The 16,509-nt window shown below is 62.3% G+C and carries 11 protein-coding genes, 1 tRNA gene and 3 pseudogenes; 5 read left to right on the top strand and 10 right to left on the bottom strand.

The window, feature by feature from the left end:
• Window positions 1-860: 860 nt before the first annotated feature.
• From P6U23_RS02340 to P6U23_RS02320, 5 genes and pseudogenes are all read right to left on the bottom strand, one after another.
• Window positions 861-1,562: a response regulator transcription factor gene (locus P6U23_RS02340; protein WP_407178003.1), complete on the bottom strand. Its 702-nt coding sequence runs from the start codon at window positions 1,560-1,562 to the stop codon at window positions 861-863.
• On the bottom strand, window positions 1,552-1,941 hold the full coding sequence (locus P6U23_RS02335) for a response regulator (protein WP_407178002.1): 390 nt from the start codon (window positions 1,939-1,941) through the stop codon (window positions 1,552-1,554). The genes P6U23_RS02340 and P6U23_RS02335 overlap by 11 nt, the downstream gene beginning before the upstream one ends.
• Window positions 1,938-2,584: pseudogene (locus P6U23_RS02330) on the bottom strand (response regulator transcription factor). Before P6U23_RS02330 ends, P6U23_RS02335 begins: the two are co-directional and overlap by 4 nt.
• A complete protein-coding gene (locus tag P6U23_RS02325; protein WP_407178001.1) occupies window positions 2,581-2,859 on the bottom strand; it encodes a sensor histidine kinase in 279 nt (92 codons plus the stop codon). The pseudogene P6U23_RS02330 and the gene P6U23_RS02325 overlap by 4 nt, the downstream one beginning before the upstream one ends.
• Window positions 2,832-4,424, bottom strand: coding sequence for a PAS domain-containing protein (locus P6U23_RS02320; protein ID WP_407178000.1), 1,593 nt, complete (start codon window positions 4,422-4,424; stop codon window positions 2,832-2,834). The genes P6U23_RS02325 and P6U23_RS02320 overlap by 28 nt, the downstream gene beginning before the upstream one ends.
• 4 nt (window positions 4,425-4,428) lie before the next feature.
• On the opposite strand from P6U23_RS02320, the pseudogene P6U23_RS02315 reads away from it, so the two are divergent.
• From P6U23_RS02315 to P6U23_RS02305, 3 genes and pseudogenes are all read left to right on the top strand, one after another.
• Window positions 4,429-5,349: pseudogene (locus P6U23_RS02315) on the top strand (NAD(P)/FAD-dependent oxidoreductase); the annotation flags it as partial.
• A 97-nt stretch (window positions 5,350-5,446) separates the two neighbouring features.
• Window positions 5,447-6,400 (top strand): annotated as a pseudogene (locus tag P6U23_RS02310) (MBL fold metallo-hydrolase).
• Window positions 6,401-6,535: 135 nt separating this feature from the next.
• Window positions 6,536-7,297, top strand: coding sequence for an SDR family NAD(P)-dependent oxidoreductase (locus tag P6U23_RS02305; RefSeq protein ID WP_407177999.1), 762 nt, complete (start codon window positions 6,536-6,538; stop codon window positions 7,295-7,297).
• Between the two features lie 256 nt (window positions 7,298-7,553).
• Here P6U23_RS02305 and P6U23_RS02300 read toward each other — a convergent pair.
• From P6U23_RS02300 to P6U23_RS02285, 4 genes are all read right to left on the bottom strand, one after another.
• Window positions 7,554-7,643 (bottom strand) — tRNA-Ser (locus P6U23_RS02300).
• 396 nt (window positions 7,644-8,039) lie between these two features.
• The gene (locus tag P6U23_RS02295) at window positions 8,040-9,521 is read right to left on the bottom strand and encodes a trehalose-6-phosphate synthase (RefSeq protein WP_407177998.1); all 1,482 of its coding nucleotides are present in this window, start codon (window positions 9,519-9,521) and stop codon (window positions 8,040-8,042) included.
• A gap of 374 nt (window positions 9,522-9,895) precedes the next feature.
• Complete coding sequence (gene otsB / locus P6U23_RS02290) at window positions 9,896-10,720, bottom strand: trehalose-phosphatase (protein ID WP_407177997.1); 825 nt, start codon at window positions 10,718-10,720, stop codon at window positions 9,896-9,898.
• 6 nt (window positions 10,721-10,726) lie between these two features.
• Window positions 10,727-12,220, bottom strand: a complete 1,494-nt coding sequence (locus tag P6U23_RS02285; RefSeq protein WP_407181755.1) for an MFS transporter — start codon at window positions 12,218-12,220, stop codon at window positions 10,727-10,729.
• Window positions 12,221-12,419: 199 nt separating this feature from the next.
• Between P6U23_RS02285 and P6U23_RS02280 the strand changes: the two genes are divergently transcribed.
• A complete protein-coding gene (locus P6U23_RS02280; protein ID WP_407177996.1) occupies window positions 12,420-12,806 on the top strand; it encodes a DUF3175 domain-containing protein in 387 nt (128 codons plus the stop codon).
• 185 nt (window positions 12,807-12,991) lie between these two features.
• Here P6U23_RS02280 and P6U23_RS02275 read toward each other — a convergent pair whose 3' ends face one another.
• A complete protein-coding gene (locus P6U23_RS02275; RefSeq protein WP_407177995.1) occupies window positions 12,992-15,034 on the bottom strand; it encodes a methyl-accepting chemotaxis protein in 2,043 nt (680 codons plus the stop codon).
• 902 nt (window positions 15,035-15,936) lie between these two features.
• On the opposite strand from P6U23_RS02275, the gene P6U23_RS02270 reads away from it, so the two are divergent.
• Window positions 15,937-16,422, top strand: a complete 486-nt coding sequence (locus tag P6U23_RS02270) for a (2Fe-2S)-binding protein (RefSeq protein ID WP_407177994.1) — start codon at window positions 15,937-15,939, stop codon at window positions 16,420-16,422.
• Window positions 16,423-16,509: the final 87 nt, after the last annotated feature.

The following is a 16,509-nucleotide window of genomic DNA, read 5'->3' as shown; positions in this document are numbered from 1 at the left end:
CGCGGGACCGAGGTCACGCGCTGCAGCTTTCCGCACCTTCGTCGAAATTCGACTGGCAGGCTCCGGCCGTCCCACACAGGAACGAGGGTTGGTCAGCGCTCTTATTAATGCTCGGGCTATTGGCTAGGACTGTCCCTTCGGTGATGCGCTGGCTTTACCGTTCGCGGATGAGAGCATTTCGCTGATAGTCGCTGCCTTGGCCGATCCATTTAACGTCGCAGCGTCCGCAGATAGCTCATATGGGTCAAGCACGTTGGACGCCTCCGAGGTAAAGATTCATTGCATCTCAACGTCGGAACACGAACCCATCCCGGCGCTGAGGTAGGCAGTAGCGATTATATTGGTTGAGAGAGAAAATGCGTTTCTTATCAAAAATCTTTACGGCAGCCGGATTCTTCTTGGCAACTTCAGCAGTCGGAGTTCATGCCACCTGCCTATCGGTCGACTACAGCGGACCTTTTTGGGTCAATCACTGCAACACCAGCGTATGGGTCAACTGGAGTGACAACGCCGTTTGTAGCAACTGGAGCTGTTCCGATCACGTCGGCCCCAACCAGCGTTCGACGGCAAGTATAGGCTCCCGAGTGCAGTGGTGCGAGTGGACTGGCGGCGCCACTGGCCGCGGTCCCTGCTGATTCAGCCATGCCCTCTTTAAAAGATCGCCGCGGTGCCGCGGTCTAAGGCTTTTAGTGGTATCTTTGCGATCGAAACATCTGCCGCCACGCGATGGCTTCGCCGTCGGACTCGATCTTGGCCGCAACAGCAATCATTCTACTGCGCGCATTTTCGGCTGCGCCCTCGCACGATCGCGCGCGCAGTAGGACCTGCGCTGTGTCGGGCTTGCTATGGTGCGACCGGAGTTAATCGCGAGTGTCCGCACAGGCATCGCCTATGGACTTGGGTAGCGACTCCCAAATGCGAATGAGCTCGCTGATCGAGGTCGCTTGCATCTTCCGCATGACGTTGGCGCGATGGAGCTTCACTGTCGCCTCGCTGATCCCAAGATCAAAGGCGACCTGCTTGTTGACGCGGCCGCTGGCAACTTTCTGAAGCACTTCACGCTCACGGGGTGTCAGCTTCTTGAACCGTTCGATATGGCTCTTGACGATCGCGTCCTGCCGTCGTGCGGCATCCATCGCGATGCCGGCAATCACGGCATCCAGCAATGTTTGGTCCCGCACGGGCTTGGTAAGAAAGTCGACAGCACCGGCCTTCATCGCCTGCACAGTCATTGGAATGTCGCCATGCCCGGTCAGGAATATGATCGGCTTGGCATTGCCGGTTTGAGCCAGTCGGCGCTGCAGATCGAGGCCGCTCGCTCCCGGCATCCGCACGTCGAGGACGAGGCAGCCTGGACGGTCCAATACATCACCAGCATCGAGCAATTCTCGTGGCGAGGCAAAGGCGATCGGCTCAAAGCCTGCCGACAGAATCAACTCAAATAGCGCCTCCCGAACCGATGCATCATCATCGACGATAATGACGAGCGGCTGGTCCGCATCGCTCCTCCGTTGCATTGATGCAGAGAGCGATGTTCGTTGAGATGGTTGGTCAATTCTCATTGTCCCGCTCCATGTCTCTGTCACGCAAGGCATCGCCCACGTCCGCAAGCAGGACTTGGCCATCAAAGGGTTTGCGGAACAATCCCCTTATGCCTTGAGCGCGGCTCTGGTCCGCCATCTCGTGCCGGCCGGTGATCAGGAACACCGGCAGATCCGGCCGCGCCTTCAAGGCGAGATTCCGAAGTTCGAACCCATCGATGTCGGGAATTCCAATGTCGGTAATGAGCAGGTCCACATCTGAGAATCCGCCGGCAAGGAGCGAATGCGCCGATGAGAAAAAGCGAGCCTGATAGCCGGCGGACTCCAGGAGATCCTCCAGCGACTCAATCAGCCTGGGATCGTCGTCCACCACCGCGATAACGGCTCTCCCCTTGCTCACGATCGGTCCCCGCCTGCGCGACGCGAGTGGGTAACCGGTATCTCGAGCTTCTCGGCGGTGCGCACGAGGTCGGCAAGCGAAGCCGCCGCCATTTTCTGCATCACATTCCTTCTATGAATCTGCAGCGTGACTTCACTGATTCCCAGCTCCGCCGCGGCCTGCTTGTTCAGCAGGCCGCTCACGACCAGTGGCAGCACCTCGCGCTCGCGCGGCGTCAGACTGAGGTAACGTTGCCTCAACGCAGCGAGTTCGGCCCGATCCGATCGTTTTACGCGATCCTGCGCAATCGCCGCCTCGATCGCTGTCATGAGTCTTCGTCGCTGAAGGGCTTGGTCAGAAAGTCCAGGGCGCCGCGCTTGATCGCACGGACTGAAGATGGGATGTCGCCATGTTCCGTTATGAAAACGATCGGCGGATGATCGCTCTCCGCGATCTGCCCCTGCAGATCGAGACCGTTGATGTCGGGCAGCTCCACGTCCAGAACAAGACAGGCCGGGGCGTCGGGCTTGTCCGCGTCGATATAGTCGCCGGCCGACCCGAACGTCATGGAGTGGATGCCGTGCGAGGCCAGCAGCTCGCTGAGCGCCTCGCGAATACGCTCGTCGTCATCCACGATGAAGACAATGTGATCGCCAGCCGTCATCGCGTTGGCTTCGCTTCGAGCGGCAATGTGAAGATAAACGTCGCCCCACGTGGCTGGTTCTCTTCGACCCACAACCGCCCGCCATGAGACACGATGATCGAACGGCAGATGGCCAGTCCCATGCCCATTCCGGACTCTTTCGTCGTGAAGAATGGCTGGAATATCCGATCGGGAAACTCGACACCCGGACCGCTATCGCTGATCTCGACCTGAACCGCATCGTCCATCCGATGCGCGCGTATCCGAATCAACTTATCACCCGCAGCCCGGTCCATCGCGTCCATGCTGTTGCGGATGAGGTTGCTAAGAACCTGTTGAATCTGGACGCGATCGACCGCAACGGAGGGAACATCCGCGTCGATGCGAATATCGATGCGAGCGCGCCGCCGCGCCACCTCATCGGCATGAGGTCGCAGACCTCGGCAATGACGCTGCCCAGCAGCGTGCTACCTCCCGTTTTCACCGCCTGCCTGAACAAGGCGCGAATACGGCTCACGACATCCGCCGCGCCGTTCGCATCACGAATGATGCGGTCGACGGTTCTGCGTGCTCGTTCTATGTTTGGCGGGTCCGCCGTAAGCCAGCGCTGGCAGGCATGCGAGTTGGCGACGACAGCGGCCAGAGGTTGGTTCACCTCGTGTGCAATAGAGGCGGAGAGCTCCGCTAGGCTTGCAGCCTGGCTCTGGCGTGCGAGGTTCTCATAGGCGAGGCGCAGTTCTCCCTGCGCGCGCACCGCATCGTCGACATCGATGGAGACGTGATACCAACGCACAATCGTTCCATCACGATCGCGCAAAGGCTCGGATCTGCCCTCTATCCAACGATAGCTGCCATCCATGCAACGCCGGCGATATCGCATCATGAAGGCATCGCCGGTCTTGAGGCAGCGCTCTGCCGTACGTTGCACGTCGGCGCTGTCCTCGGGGTGAATCAATTCTTTCACCACTTTCGCGAAATCTGCAAAATTCGCTTGAGAGAGGCCAAGATGTTCCAGATATCTCTTGCTGACGTAAGCCAGTTCGCCCGTCGGCGTCCAGCTCCATATGTGGACCGGCAAAGCGTCGATCAATTGCTGAAGCTCCCGCTCGCTCTGTCGCAGCGCTTCCTGCACGGTCACGAGATCGTCGATGTCAACGCTCACGCCGTACCACTGCAGAATGCCGCCAGATTCATCACGCAATGCCTCTGCGCGGGTCTCGGTCCAACGATAGGAGCCGTCACGCCGAAGCTGGCGATATCTCAAGAGGTAGGGGACGCCCGTCGCAAATGAATGGGCGACCGCCTGTGCCGCGAAGGGCCTGTCGTCCGGATGAATGACGCTCAAGGACGGTGACCCATCCGGCGCAGTGATGTCCGCAAGTGTGGCGCCGGTGACGTCGGTGAATCGCTTGTTGACATAGGACGGCGTTCCGTCGGGCGTGGTGCTCCAGATCAACGCTGGCACCGCATCGATAAGCTGCTGAAGCTGCCGCTCGCTGCTCCGCAGCGCCGCGTCGGCCTGCTTCTTTTCTTCGATGTCAATCATGGTGCCATACCAGCCGGCAAGGCGACCTTGGCCATCGCGCGCGAGCGACCCAAAGGGCCAAAACCAGCGATAGGTGCCATCCCGGCTGCGGACCCGATATTCGGCGTCGAAGGGAACGCCCGTCAGCAGAGAGTATCGCCGTTTCTCCATAACGAGCGGATAATCGTCTGGATGTATGGCGCGACGCCAGCCCGCATTGTCCAGTACGTGGAAAAGTCCGGGCTTGTCCGCGAGCTCCCCGATATAAGAAAGCGTGCTGGCACTGACGTAGGTGACGTGGCCATCAGGACTTGCCGACCAGGTATGGGCAGGCATGCTCTCGAAGAAGAATCTCTCCTATGATCGGCTGGTCGTGGCCACCGGCAGCCGGCTTTTCCGTCCAAATATCCCTGGTCTCGCCGAGCATGGCTTCAGCGTTGACCAGCTCGATGATGCGATCGCCCTCGACCGGCATCTGCACGACCTGGCCGATCGGCCAGCAAAGAACGGGCGCGACACGGTCGTTGTTGCAGGCGGCGGCTTCACCGGCATTGAGGCGGCGACGGAGCTGCCTGCGCGGCTTCGTGGCATCCTTGGCAAGGAGGCCAAGCCGCGCGTCATCATCGTCGATCGGAACAGTGCAATCGCTCCCGATATGGGCGAGGGTCCGCGCCCGATCATCGAACAGGCAATGCGCAAGCTCGGTGTGGAGATCCGGCTTGGCGCCGGCGTCGCCGAACTGGACAAGTCCGGCGTGACGCTTTCGAACGGCGAACGCATCGAATGCGCGACCGTGATCTGGGCTGCCGGCATGCGCGCGGCTCCGTTGACCGCGCAGATCCCTGCCGAGCGCGACAATTTCGGCCGGCTGCTGGTCGACCGCGATCTGCGCGTGCTCTCGGTATCTGGCGTCTTCGCCACCGGCGACGCCGCCAGGGCAGCATGCGATGAGGTCGGCAACTACGCGCTGATGTCGTGCCAGCACGCCACGCGGATGGGCGCTTTTGCGGGCAACAATGCCGCCGCGGAGCTCTTGGGAGTGCCGACCAAGCCCTACCACCAGAAGGCCTACGTCACCTGCCTCGATCTCGGCGAGGCCGGCGCGCTCTTCACGCGCGGCTGGGAGCGCAAGCTCGAGATGGTTGGCGACGAGGCAAAGAAAACCAAGCGAGAGATCAACACCGTCTGGATCTATCCGCCTCGAGCCGAGCGCGCGGCTGCGCTGGCGTCGGCTGATCCGGAGCGTGTCACCGATCTCTGAACCCCTCACCGGACCGCGCTTTCCACGTGGGAAGCACGACCCGCCAGCATCGAGCACCAAGATCGAAGGTCAAGACCGAACGCAGCAGTTTTCAAAGATGAATCAGATGATCCACAACACTCAGCAGGAGACAGACATGAGCCTGGATATGACCGCGCGCCCCGTTAGATCGAAGCGCGACGAATTGGTACCGTCGCGCTACGCGCTGAAGGTCGGCGAGATTGACGTGCTGGTGGTCAGCGATGGGGTACTACCGCTGCCCGCCAAAATGTTAGGACACAACGCCGACCCGGCCATCCGGGCGGCCTGGCTGAAGCACATGTTCCTGGCGCCGGACGCTTTCGACTGGGCGCTGAACGCGGTCGTGGTGCGTAGCGGCGGTCGGACCATCCTCATCGACGCCGGGCTGGGGGCGACCCGGACTTGCACTTGCCGCGGGCCGGGCAGTTGATCAAGCGACTGGACGCCGCCGGCATCGATCTTGCGTCCGTGACCGACGTGGTTCTGACCCACATGCACATGGACCACATTGGCGGGCTGCTCGTCGACGGGGTGAAGGACCGGCTGCATCCGGACCTGCTGATCCACGTGGCGGCCGCCGAGGTCAAATTCTGGGAATCGCCCGATTTCTCTCACACCGCCATGCCGCCGGGGTTCCCGGACGCGCTTCGGTCGGCCGCCAAGCGGTTCACGAAGGAATACCACAACCAGTTGCGGCAGTTCGATGAGGAGCACGAGGTGGCGCCGGGCGTCGTCGTCCGTCGCACCGGCGGCCACACCCCCGGGCAGCGTGGTCCGCCTGGCGTCCGGCGGCGACGCACTGACGTTCGCCGGCGACGCCGTGTTTACGGTCGGGTTCGAGCAGCCTGAGTGGCACAACGGTTTCGAGCACGACCCCGAGGAGGCGGCGCGCGTTCGGGTCCGTCTTTTGCGGGAGCTGGCTGAGACCGGCGAGATGCTGGTCGCCACTCACCTGCCATTCCCGTCGGTCGGTCGCGTCGCGGTGGATGGTGACGCGTTTCGTTGGGTACCGGCCTTCTGGGACTACTGACGAGTTGTCAGGTTAGAGCCGGATCAGGGCGCGTACTCATGGCGTCATGAGTGCACGCTCTGGTTCGACACTTCGCACTCACTGAGCCACTGAAACCGAAGCGAGGATATGTGACCGCTTCAAATTTAAGACGCGATGAGTAGAACGAACATGCAGAACGAAAAGATCATTATCCTGACCGGCGGCACCTCAGGAATCGGGCGGGCGGCGGCGCTGCGTCTCGCCCGACAAGGCGACAAGGTGCTCGTGACCGGCCGCCGTGCGGGCCCTCTCGAGCAAACGGTTGCCGAGCATCCAAACATCGTGGGGCTCGTTGCGGATGCGGCCTCCGCCGAAGACGCCAGCCGCACGGTCGCCAAAGCAGTCGATCTCTGGGGCCGGGTAGATGCTTTGATCAACAACGCTGGTGCCGGCGCGATCCTGCCGCTGGCCGATACGACGGCCGATCGGATCATGGATATCTTCTCGGTCAACGTGCTCGGTCCGAGCCTGCTTGCTTCGGCTGCCGTCCCGCACTTGAGGGCAACGCGAGGCACCATCATCAACGTGTCCAGCACCTTTGGTCACAAGCCGGCGGCCGGATTGTCGCATTACGCAGCTAGCAAGGCGGCATTGGAGCATCTGACCCGTTGTTGGGCGCTGGAGCTTGCGCCATTCGGTGTACGGGTGAACGCCGTCGCCGCAGGGCCCACCGAATCTGGTGCGCTAACCGGCATGATGGGGTTAACCCCGGAACAAGCCGCGGCCGTCAAGGAACAGGAGCGTGCGCGCATACCGCTCGGACGCCGCGGCGTTCCGGACGACGTCGCTGAGTGGATCGTCCGGCTTGCCGGTACCGCCTCGGAATGGATGACAGGTCAGATCATCGCGGTCGACGGCGGCCTGGGACTGACCTAGTTGCGATTAAGGTTGGGCGCCAAACCCGCTAGCAATGACCAGCACGTGGGCGGGGACCTGAGGCATAGGATCGATGAGCTTGAACAGCAACTGCAGCGCAGAGTAGCTGAGAACGTCCGTCTGCAAAGCGAGCGATCCTGTTTCGACCTGGAGCAGAAAACCTTGCAAGCCCTCGACAACCGTTCGGCACGAGGTTGTCACCCATGTCTGAGGTACGTTCTGTTACCCATGTCTCCGGGCTGGACATGAACGCAGATGGCGGAGAGAGTGGGATTCGAACCCACGGTACGGTTTCCCGCACACACGCTTTCCAAGCGTGCGCCTTAAGCCACTCGGCCATCTCTCCGGATGCCCTCTCTTGAAGGGGCGTGGCGGTTTTTGCAAGTGGCGCCGGGCCGGGCGCGAGAAATTTATGCAAATCATTGAAATGTATACACAATATTTACGCCTCATCGGCCGGCGGCGAGCCGGGCCGGGGCCGTTCCGGACCCTGGTGCCGAACCGGAATCGGTGCTGGCGCGACGATTGATCGGGGATCAGACAAGCAGCGGAAGGGCGGCGAGGCGGAGCAAGCGACGCTGACTGCGCTGCCCTGGACGGCGTGCTACTGCTATTGAGGGTTAGAGCATGATCCGGACCCGGAAGGCCGCGTTAGCGCAAAGTGCGCCGCGGTTTTCCGAAAAGATCGTGCTTAAGCAAAAAACCTGGAGCGCGATTCGATCTGATCGCGCTCCAGGCCCTATCAGTGAAACCGCGCCACGCCTTGCGCGCCGCGCAGCCGCCACATCGGCGACGACTCCGGCATGTCCGGTTCGGTCATACCCTGGTCGGCGATCGGAGGCGCGCACTCGCTCTGGCTCTGCTGCAAGGCGCGGATGAAATCGGCGAACCAGTGCGTGATCGTATGGGTCTTCAGCTTGTCCATCATCGCTTCATAACGCATGCGCCGCTCGGTCAGCGGCATCGATAGCGCCATCGCGATCACGCGGGCCATGCCGTCGGTATCATGCGGATTGACCAAGAGCGCGGTGTCGAGCTCATTGGCGGCGCCGGCGAATTTCGACAGCACGAGCACGCCGGGATCGGCCGGGTTTTGTGCGGCGACATATTCCTTGGCGACCAGATTCATGCCGTCATGCAGCGGCGTCACCACGCCGACCTGCGCGGTGCGATAGAGGCCGGCGAGCACCGACTGGCTGAATCCCTTGTTGAGATAACGGATCGGCGTCCAGTCCACCTCGCCATGACGACCGTTGACGTCGCTGACCAGACGCGCGACCTCGTTCTGCAGATTGCCATAGGCTTCGATGCCGCCGCGCGAGGGCGTTGCGATCTGCAGCAGCGACACGGTGCGCGCCAGCGTCGGATGCAGCGTCCACATGCGATCGAAGGCATGAATGCGGTTGACGAGGCCCTTGGAATAGTCGAGCCGGTCGACGCCGATCGCGAGCCGCTCGCCGTTCAGGCTGCGCCGCAGCCGCGACACATCCGGATGCGAGATCGCCTTGGCGGCGCCGGTTGCGAATTTCTCCGCATCGATCCCGATCGGAAACACGGCCAGCCGGGTGCGGCCATGGCGCGAGTTGACGACGCCGTCGCGTACCGGCAGCTCGAGATCGTCGCGGACATAGGATAGGAAATTGTCGCAGTCCTGCGTGGTCTGGAAGCCGATGAGATCGTAGGCCAGCATCGCCTCGATCAGTTCGCGATGATGCGGCACGCCCTCGACCACGGCCGCCGCGGGCCATGGCGTATGGAGGAAGAAGCCGATCGGTTCGGTGACCCCTAGCTCGCGCAGCTCGGCGCCCAGCGCGAGGAAATGGTAGTCCTGCACCCAGAATGCGGTGTCCGGCTTGCGGAACCGCATCAATGCGCGCGCCATGAAGGCATTGACTTCACGATAGGAGAGATAATCGCCCTGCGAGGTGCGGATCAGGTCGCTACGCGAATGCAGCGCCGGCCACAGCGCGGAATTCGCAAAGCCTTCGTAATAGCCGCCGTAGTGCGCGGCCGGCAGGTCGAGCATGGCCAACGCGCCACACCCGAGCGCCTCGATTTCGGCGAACGGTTCCTTCTGGAACCCATCGCGCACGCGGCCCGAGGAACCAACCCAAATCGCGCCGGAGTTCTCAACGACCGGCAACAAGGCGGCTGCAAGCCCGCCCGTCATCGGCTCATTGGCTTTACCGCGCGCAACGCGATTTGAAATGACAACGAGATTCACGAGGAGTCCCCTCCTGTTACGGCGTGTCATTTAACTGCCGTTCATCAATATGGTTCCTTTTAGCCTTCCAGCGAATTGAAACCGAAATCGGGCCGGACGGCGGAGGAACCCGGGCGCTTCAACAAAATGAGAGGCTGGTGCAGGAATGCCGCGCTCGAATGTGATGGCGACACAGTGTCGCTGGCCACGCCCTGATCGCGCACGATTTTTCACAACCAAGCGGCACTTACGCCCGGCGATGGGGACAATCGAGCGGCGGGCGCTGCGAAGACATCATGCCGAAAAAAAGAGAACGGGGTGACAATTCGAAGACAAGTCACCGCGCGCTGCCAAATCGGCATCTTGGAACCATGCGAAAACCCGGCACGCGGTCGCTACGGTGCCGGGCTACGCTCGTCGTCCAGAAGATGAGCAAGGAACTCGCGCACATCGCTCGGCGCATCGAAATGTCCGTTGACGCCCTGCGCGCGCCGGCCGACCGAGAAGGATAGGCCATTCAGATCGGGCATGATGGCAAAGACGCTTTCGTCGGTGACATCGTCGCCGATGAAGAGCGGTTTCCGTCCGTTGAATGGCGCGTGCTTCATCAATTCGCGGACACCATTGGCCTTGGTGAAGCCGGCATGCTTAATCTCGAACACGCATTTGCCCGGCAGAACTTCGATCGGCGCCTCCGGCAGATCGGCCCGGATCAGCGAGATCGCCTCGTAGATCGCGCGCTCCGCGTGCGGCGCGAGCCGGTAGTGCAGCGCCAGTGAATAGCCCTTGTCTTCCAGCAATATTCCGGGGCTGAGCCGCGCGATCGCCGCTAACCTGCGCTTCAACTCCTTGTCCATCGGCGGTGCCTGGGCAGCAACCGCCTCGGCGTCCGCGAAGAGCCGCATTTCCGCGCCATGGCCGCCGACGGCCGGAAACTGGTCCGGTGCGAAGATCAAATCGATGTCGTTGAGTGAGCGCCCGCTCACCAGCGCGAGCGCGCCCGAGGTCCGCGCCATCAGGCGATTGAGCGTCTTGGCGAGCCCCGGCGGCACCCAGACTTCGCGCGGCGTCGGCATCAGGTCGAGCAGCGTGCCGTCGATATCGAGCAGGATCGCGGTCTCGCTCAAATGCGGCACCAACGACTGCGGCACCGGTACCTGGTCCGGCGTATCCTGCTCTTCTGGTAGCTCGTCCTGCATTTCAGCCAGATTTTCCATCATGTCATCCTACTCCAAAAAAGCCAGCGGGCGCGCAACCGATTCCAGAGACTTGCGTTCGGCAGCGACGCCGTAGCGCCAGGCGATGGCGGCTGCGACGACCATCAGTACGGAGCCGAGCAGGTAGCCGAAGAACACGCTGCTGCGCGATCCCGTATCGATCAATGCGCCGAACAGCGCAGGACCGACGACGCCGCCGATGCCGGTGCCGATCGCATAGAACAGTGCAATCGCAAGCGCACGCACCTCCAAAGGAAAGGTTTCGCTGACAGTGAGATAGGCCGCGCTTGCGGCCGGCGAAGCAAAGAAGAAGATCACCATCCAGGCAATTGTCTGACCTTGCGCGCTCAGGACACCGATCGAGAACAGATAGCCCGAGAACGCAAGCAGGATGCCTGAGACGCCATAGGTCAGCGCGATCATGGCGCGTCGTCCGAGCGTGTCGAACAGGCGGCCCAAAACCACCGGGCCGATGAAGTTGCCGGCGGCAAAGGGCAGGATGTACCAGCCGACCGCATCGGCGCCGATGCCGTAGAAATCGGTCAGCACCAGCGCGAAGGTGAAGAAGATGGCGTTATAGAAGAACGCCTGCGCGACCATCAGCGTCAGTCCCACCAGCGCACGCGTGCGATAGGAGGAAAACAGCGTGTGCGCTACCTCCTTAAGCGGGGTGTGATCGCGCATCCGCAATCGTATCTTTGCAAAGTCCGGCCGCGCAGAATCTTGGACGTGGCCGAGCACGCTGCGCTCGATCTCGGTGACGATTTTCTCGGCGGCCTCGGGGTGACCGTGGATCATCAGCCAGCGCGGGCTTTCCGGGATCCACATCCGCATCACCAGCACGATGAGGCCAAGGCCGGCGCCAATGAGATAAGCCAGCCGCCAGCCGAGGTCGGGTTCGAGCAGCGCGGGATCGAGCAGGATGATGGCGCTGCTTGCGCCGAGCGCCGCGCCGATCCAGAAACTGCCGTTGATCACAAGATCGGTCCAGCCGCGGTAGCGCGCCGGCACCAGCTCCTGGATCGTGGAGTTGATCGCGGTGTACTCGCCGCCGATGCCCGCGCCGGTGAGAAAGCGAAACAGCGTGTAAACCACGACGCTCCAGGACAGCGCGGTCGCGGCGGTCGCGGTAAGATAGAGCGCAAGCGTGATGAAGAACAGTTTTCGGCGCCCGATCCGGTCGGTCAGCCAACCGAAGCCGAGCGCGCCAAGCACGGCGCCCGCGAGATAACCGCTGTTGGCGATACCGATGTCGAAATTGGAAAATTGCAGATGCGGGCTTTGCTTCAGGGCGCCGGATAGGGCGCCGGCCAGGGTCACTTCCAACCCGTCCAAAATCCAGGTGATGCCGAGCGCGAGTACGACACGGGTGTGAAAACCGCTCCAGGTGAGATGATCGAGACGCGAGGGGATATTGGTCTCGATGATACGATCATCGCGGGCCGGCGCGGCGGCGCAGACGGTGGCGCCATGGTTGATGGCCGGACTCTGCTGCAACTCCATCGGATGGTACCAGTGCCAAACCCTCTCGCGGGCCTGCGCCCCCGAGTTTTTCGTGAAGGACCTCATGCGCCATCGCGGCAAAGACACTGCCCGCAGCGGTGCGACAACGCCGCATGCGGCACGTTGGTTCCGAACGGAACCGATCGGCGAGGCGCCGGTTTCACGGGGATGCCTCACAGGAAGCTCTTGGAGTTGACCGATGGCGACACGCAGCAAGGCAACTTCGCGCAAGACCTCCCGGAAAGCATCGACGGCCCGCGCCAGCGCGACGCGCAAACAAGGTGCGGCACGCAAAAGGCCGACGGCCAAGCGCACCACAAAGCGCTGGTCTCAGCGCGTCACCCGCGAAAGCAACGCGCTCGATTTGGAGCACGGCGTCTTCAAGCAGACCAGCGCCAGGAAGATTGCCGCCTCGCTGAAGCGCTCGGCGGAATCCAGCCGTCGCCGCAAGTCCAGCGCCTACCGCTCAGCGCTGTCGATGCTGACGTTCTATATCAACCGCGCCGGCAAGAACTTGCCGAAGACAGAGCGCGCGCGACTGGAACGGGCGAAGGACGAGCTGAAGCGCGAGTTTGGCAGGGAGTGATGTTGGCCAGAATCTCCGTCGTCCCGGGCGAGCGAGCAAAGCGAGCTTGACCCGGGACCCATAACCACTGGCGTGCCTTGTTGACCACGCAGGGGCGACGAATTACCGCGACAACATCCGCCTGTGGTTATGGGTCCTGGCTTACGCCACGACGACGGCGGAGGTTGAGACCTTCACAGCGCACTCTACGCCGCCCGGATATTCGCCATGAAGCGGTCGAGTTCGGCGCGCAGGCGGGCGCTTTCGCCTGACAGGGTCTTGGCCGAGCTCAGCACCTGTTCGGAGGCGGAGCCGGTTTCGGTGGCGCCCTGGTTGACCCTCACGATATTGGCGGCGGCGTCCTGCGTGCCCGAGGCGACGTTCTGCACGTTGCGGGCGATTTCCTGCGTCGCGGCGCCCTGCTGTTCGACCGCGCCCGCGATCGAGGATGCGATGCTGGAGATCTGAGCAATCGTCGCGCCGATCTCCTTGATCGCGGCCACCGATTCTTCCGTCGCCTGCTGCATGCCGGAAATGTGGTTGGAGATCTCGTCGGTCGCCTTTGCGGTCTGGCTCGCCAGCGACTTCACCTCGGAGGCGACCACCGCAAACCCGCGTCCGGCATCGCCGGCACGCGCGGCTTCGATGGTGGCGTTGAGCGCGAGCAGATTGGTCTGCTCGGCAATCGCGGTGATGAGCTTGACGACGTCGCCGATCTGCTGCGCCGCGCGCGACAATTTGCTGATGCGCTCGTCGGTCTGCTGCGCCTGCACGACCGCGGATTCCGCGATCTTGTTGGACTCGCGCACGCGCCGGCCGATCTCATCGACCGAGGTCGAGAGCTCTTCGGTCGCGGAGGCCACCGATTGAATGTTGCTCGCCGCCTCTTCCGAGGCGCCGGTCACCTGGCTCGACAAGCTTTGCGTGGTTTCGGCCGTCCGCGTCAGGAGGCCGGCGGCTTGTTCGAGCTGCGAGGCCGACGTCGACACGTTGGACACGATCGAGCCGACCGCCGCTTCGAATTGATCGGCGAAGTGGATCAGCTCGGCGCGCCGCGCCGCGCCGGCCGCCTTGCTCTGCTCCTCATGCACGGCCGCATCGCGCTCGGCCTTGGCGATCGCCTGCAGCTTGAACTCCTCCACCGCGGCGGCCATCTCGCCGAGTTCGTCGGTGCGCCCAAGTCCGGGCAGCACGACGTCGAAATTGCCGCCGGCGAGCTCGCGCATCGCCTGGCACATCGCGATCATCGGCCGCGAGATGCCGCGGCCCAGCAACAGCGCGAGCAAGCCGCCGAGCAAGAAGCCGCCCGCCGCGAGCATGATGATGAGCTGCTCGGTTTGCCCGACGATGCCATCGGTGCCGGTTTCGATCCGCCGCTGCTCGGAGACAAGGTCATCCTTCATGGCGCTCGCGCCCTGGCTGATCGCACCGGCCGAACCGGTCATCTCCTTGACGAGCTCGTCGACCGCCTTGGTGTTGTCGACGAGCTTCATGAGCGCATCACGGTATTCAGCAAGGAGAGCCTTGGCCTGCTTGATCCCGCCGGCGACGTTCTCGTTGCCGCCGGCATCCACGGCATTCATCGTGCTCTCGACGAATTTCAGCCGCGCCAGCGCGCTGCTCGCGACCGTCCGATCGGAATTGATGACGAAGTTATTGGCGAGCGCGACCGCCGTCTGGAGCTGCGTGCTGACCTGCTTGACGCCCATCTCCACCGCCCCGAGCTGCTCTTCCGACGCGTTGCTGGCGATGTCGTCAAGCTTGTAACGCAACATATTGCCGCTGCGGTTGAGCTGGTTCTGCGTCAGCAGCGCGCTCTCACGCTTGAGCTTCAGGACATCGGCAAAAATCTGCGAGAAATGCTTGAACTCGGCGGCGAGCTTGTTCAGTCCATCTCGCCGCGCCGACTTGCTCGTGCTGTTCAGCGCCTGATCGATCGCAGCCTTCAAGCTTGCTTCCGCCGCCAGCGCCGCGTTGGCGTCGTCCTCCTTGCCGGTCACGACGTAGTATTTGGCCAGCGAGCGGTACGAGATCAGCGCGCCGTCGATGTTGCGCGCCAGATCCGCCTCGGACACGCTATCACGATAGGCTGCAACGGCGGCGGATACACGTTCAAAGCCGAGATAGGCGATGCCGAGGCTGACGGTCGAGATCAGCAGCACCGCCGCAAAGCCGAGCAGGACTTTGCCGCGGAATCGCAAGGTGAAGAATTTCGGGAGATGCCATTTCGTACCCTCAGCCCCAGACATTCCGACCTCACGCGTATTCCCAAATCAAAACAATCAAACAGCGCGGACCGGGACACGACAGCGCCCGATCGTATCCCGTACAACTACGGCACAATTCATAAAAGCCGGTAAATTCAGACCGTCACGGCGAGACCGAAGCGCGATCTGCAATCCGAAGTGGCGGCTCCGGCACAATGACCCGGCTGGATGGCGGGGCCGCAATCCTCTTGATCTGCTCCAGATTGAGATAAAGTTCTCTTTTTGTTCAGGCCCGAGAACGAGAGGAGCATCGCTATGGTTACCGATGTCGGGTGGTCGGAATGCGGTGGACGAGACCGTATCGCTGCACGAGCGCCACCTCAAGCCTGGAGTAGTCGGCGAAGATCGGCTTTCGCATCTCACCGATGACCATGACAACAACGTCTGGCTCTCCGGGGAGCACGAAGGACCACGGCTAAAGCCACTGCGCAGGGAAGCCGGGCGTGATTGCGGCTGCACCTGTGGTCAACGCGCGGTGCATTTCTCCTGTGCCATGGGTGCCGGCGGCGGGCACTCGACCTTCCCTGCGCCCGCTTATTTCCGGAGGGAGCCGATGTCCTGGCGAGGCTCGGGCACATTGCGTCGCAAGAAGGCGAGGACGCGAAAGCCAGGACCCATAACCACAGGCCTTCGTTCGCGCGAAGGTCGTCTGCCGGCGTGGGCCCCTTGATGGACTCCGCGGCACCGCGATGGGCGCAAGCGCTCGCGCCAAGGTCCCGCCTTTCGCCGGCACGACGAATGTAAGGCGTGGCATTCAGCGGACCAGTTGCATGCACGCGTCCTCGCGTGACCCTTCGATGACCCTCGCGACGAAAATCGCAGTTGCAAAGTCTTTGAGCCCCTGTCTCTAATTAGACCAATTCAAAATCAACGGGAGGCTCGACGTGTCGACAGTCAAATTGACAGTAAATGGCAGGGCGGTTTCGGTCGATTGCGAAGACCGCACGCTTCTTGTCCATCTATTGCGCGATCATCTCAACCTGACCGGAACCCATGTCGGCTGCGACACCAGCCAATGCGGAGCCTGCGTCGTGCATATCGACGGCCGCGCCGTGAAATCCTGCACGACCCTGGCAGGACAGGCCGATGGCGCCAACGTCACCACCATCGAAGGCATCGCCAAGGGCGACCAGCTTCATCCGATGCAGGAGGCATTTCGCGACAATCATGGGCTGCAGTGCGGCTTCTGTACGCCCGGTATGATCATGTCGGCGATCGACATCGTGAACCGGCATAGCGGCAATCTCGACGAGACAACGGTCCGCCACGAACTCGAAGGCAATATCTGCCGTTGCACGGGCTACCACAATATCGTCAAAGCGGTGCTGGATGCGGCCGGACGCATGAAGGTCGCGCAAGCCGCTGAATAGCGAACGCTCGCAGCGGCTTTCATCATTCGAAACAAGAGCGGCGCGCTTCGAGGGAAGCAGCGGCCAGCCAAACTCCGGGAGGGAGGA

Source organism: Bradyrhizobium sp. STM 3562 (assembly GCF_045571435.1).
Taxonomy (GTDB): domain Bacteria; phylum Pseudomonadota; class Alphaproteobacteria; order Rhizobiales; family Xanthobacteraceae; genus Bradyrhizobium.
The sequence above is the reverse complement of the archived record's forward strand: the minus strand, read 5'-3'. Positions and strand labels throughout refer to the sequence as shown.

What these genes read in the sequence shown, in the direction of transcription:
- P6U23_RS02320 (WP_407178000.1), bottom strand. Translation starts at nt 4,424, where the DNA reads ATGCCTGCCCATACCTGGTCGGCAAGTCCTGATGGCCACGTCACCTAC.
- P6U23_RS02340 (WP_407178003.1), bottom strand. Translation starts at nt 1,562, where the DNA reads ATGAGAATTGACCAACCATCTCAACGAACATCGCTCTCTGCATCAATG.
- P6U23_RS02285 (WP_407181755.1), bottom strand. Translation starts at nt 12,220, where the DNA reads ATGGAGTTGCAGCAGAGTCCGGCCATCAACCATGGCGCCACCGTCTGC.
- otsB (WP_407177997.1), bottom strand. Translation starts at nt 10,720, where the DNA reads ATGATGGAAAATCTGGCTGAAATGCAGGACGAGCTACCAGAAGAGCAG.
- P6U23_RS02275 (WP_407177995.1), bottom strand. Translation starts at nt 15,034, where the DNA reads ATGTCTGGGGCTGAGGGTACGAAATGGCATCTCCCGAAATTCTTCACC.
- P6U23_RS02305 (WP_407177999.1), top strand. Translation starts at nt 6,536, where the DNA reads ATGAGTAGAACGAACATGCAGAACGAAAAGATCATTATCCTGACCGGC.
- P6U23_RS02325 (WP_407178001.1), bottom strand. Translation starts at nt 2,859, where the DNA reads ATGGACCGGGCTGCGGGTGATAAGTTGATTCGGATACGCGCGCATCGG.
- P6U23_RS02280 (WP_407177996.1), top strand. Translation starts at nt 12,420, where the DNA reads ATGGCGACACGCAGCAAGGCAACTTCGCGCAAGACCTCCCGGAAAGCA.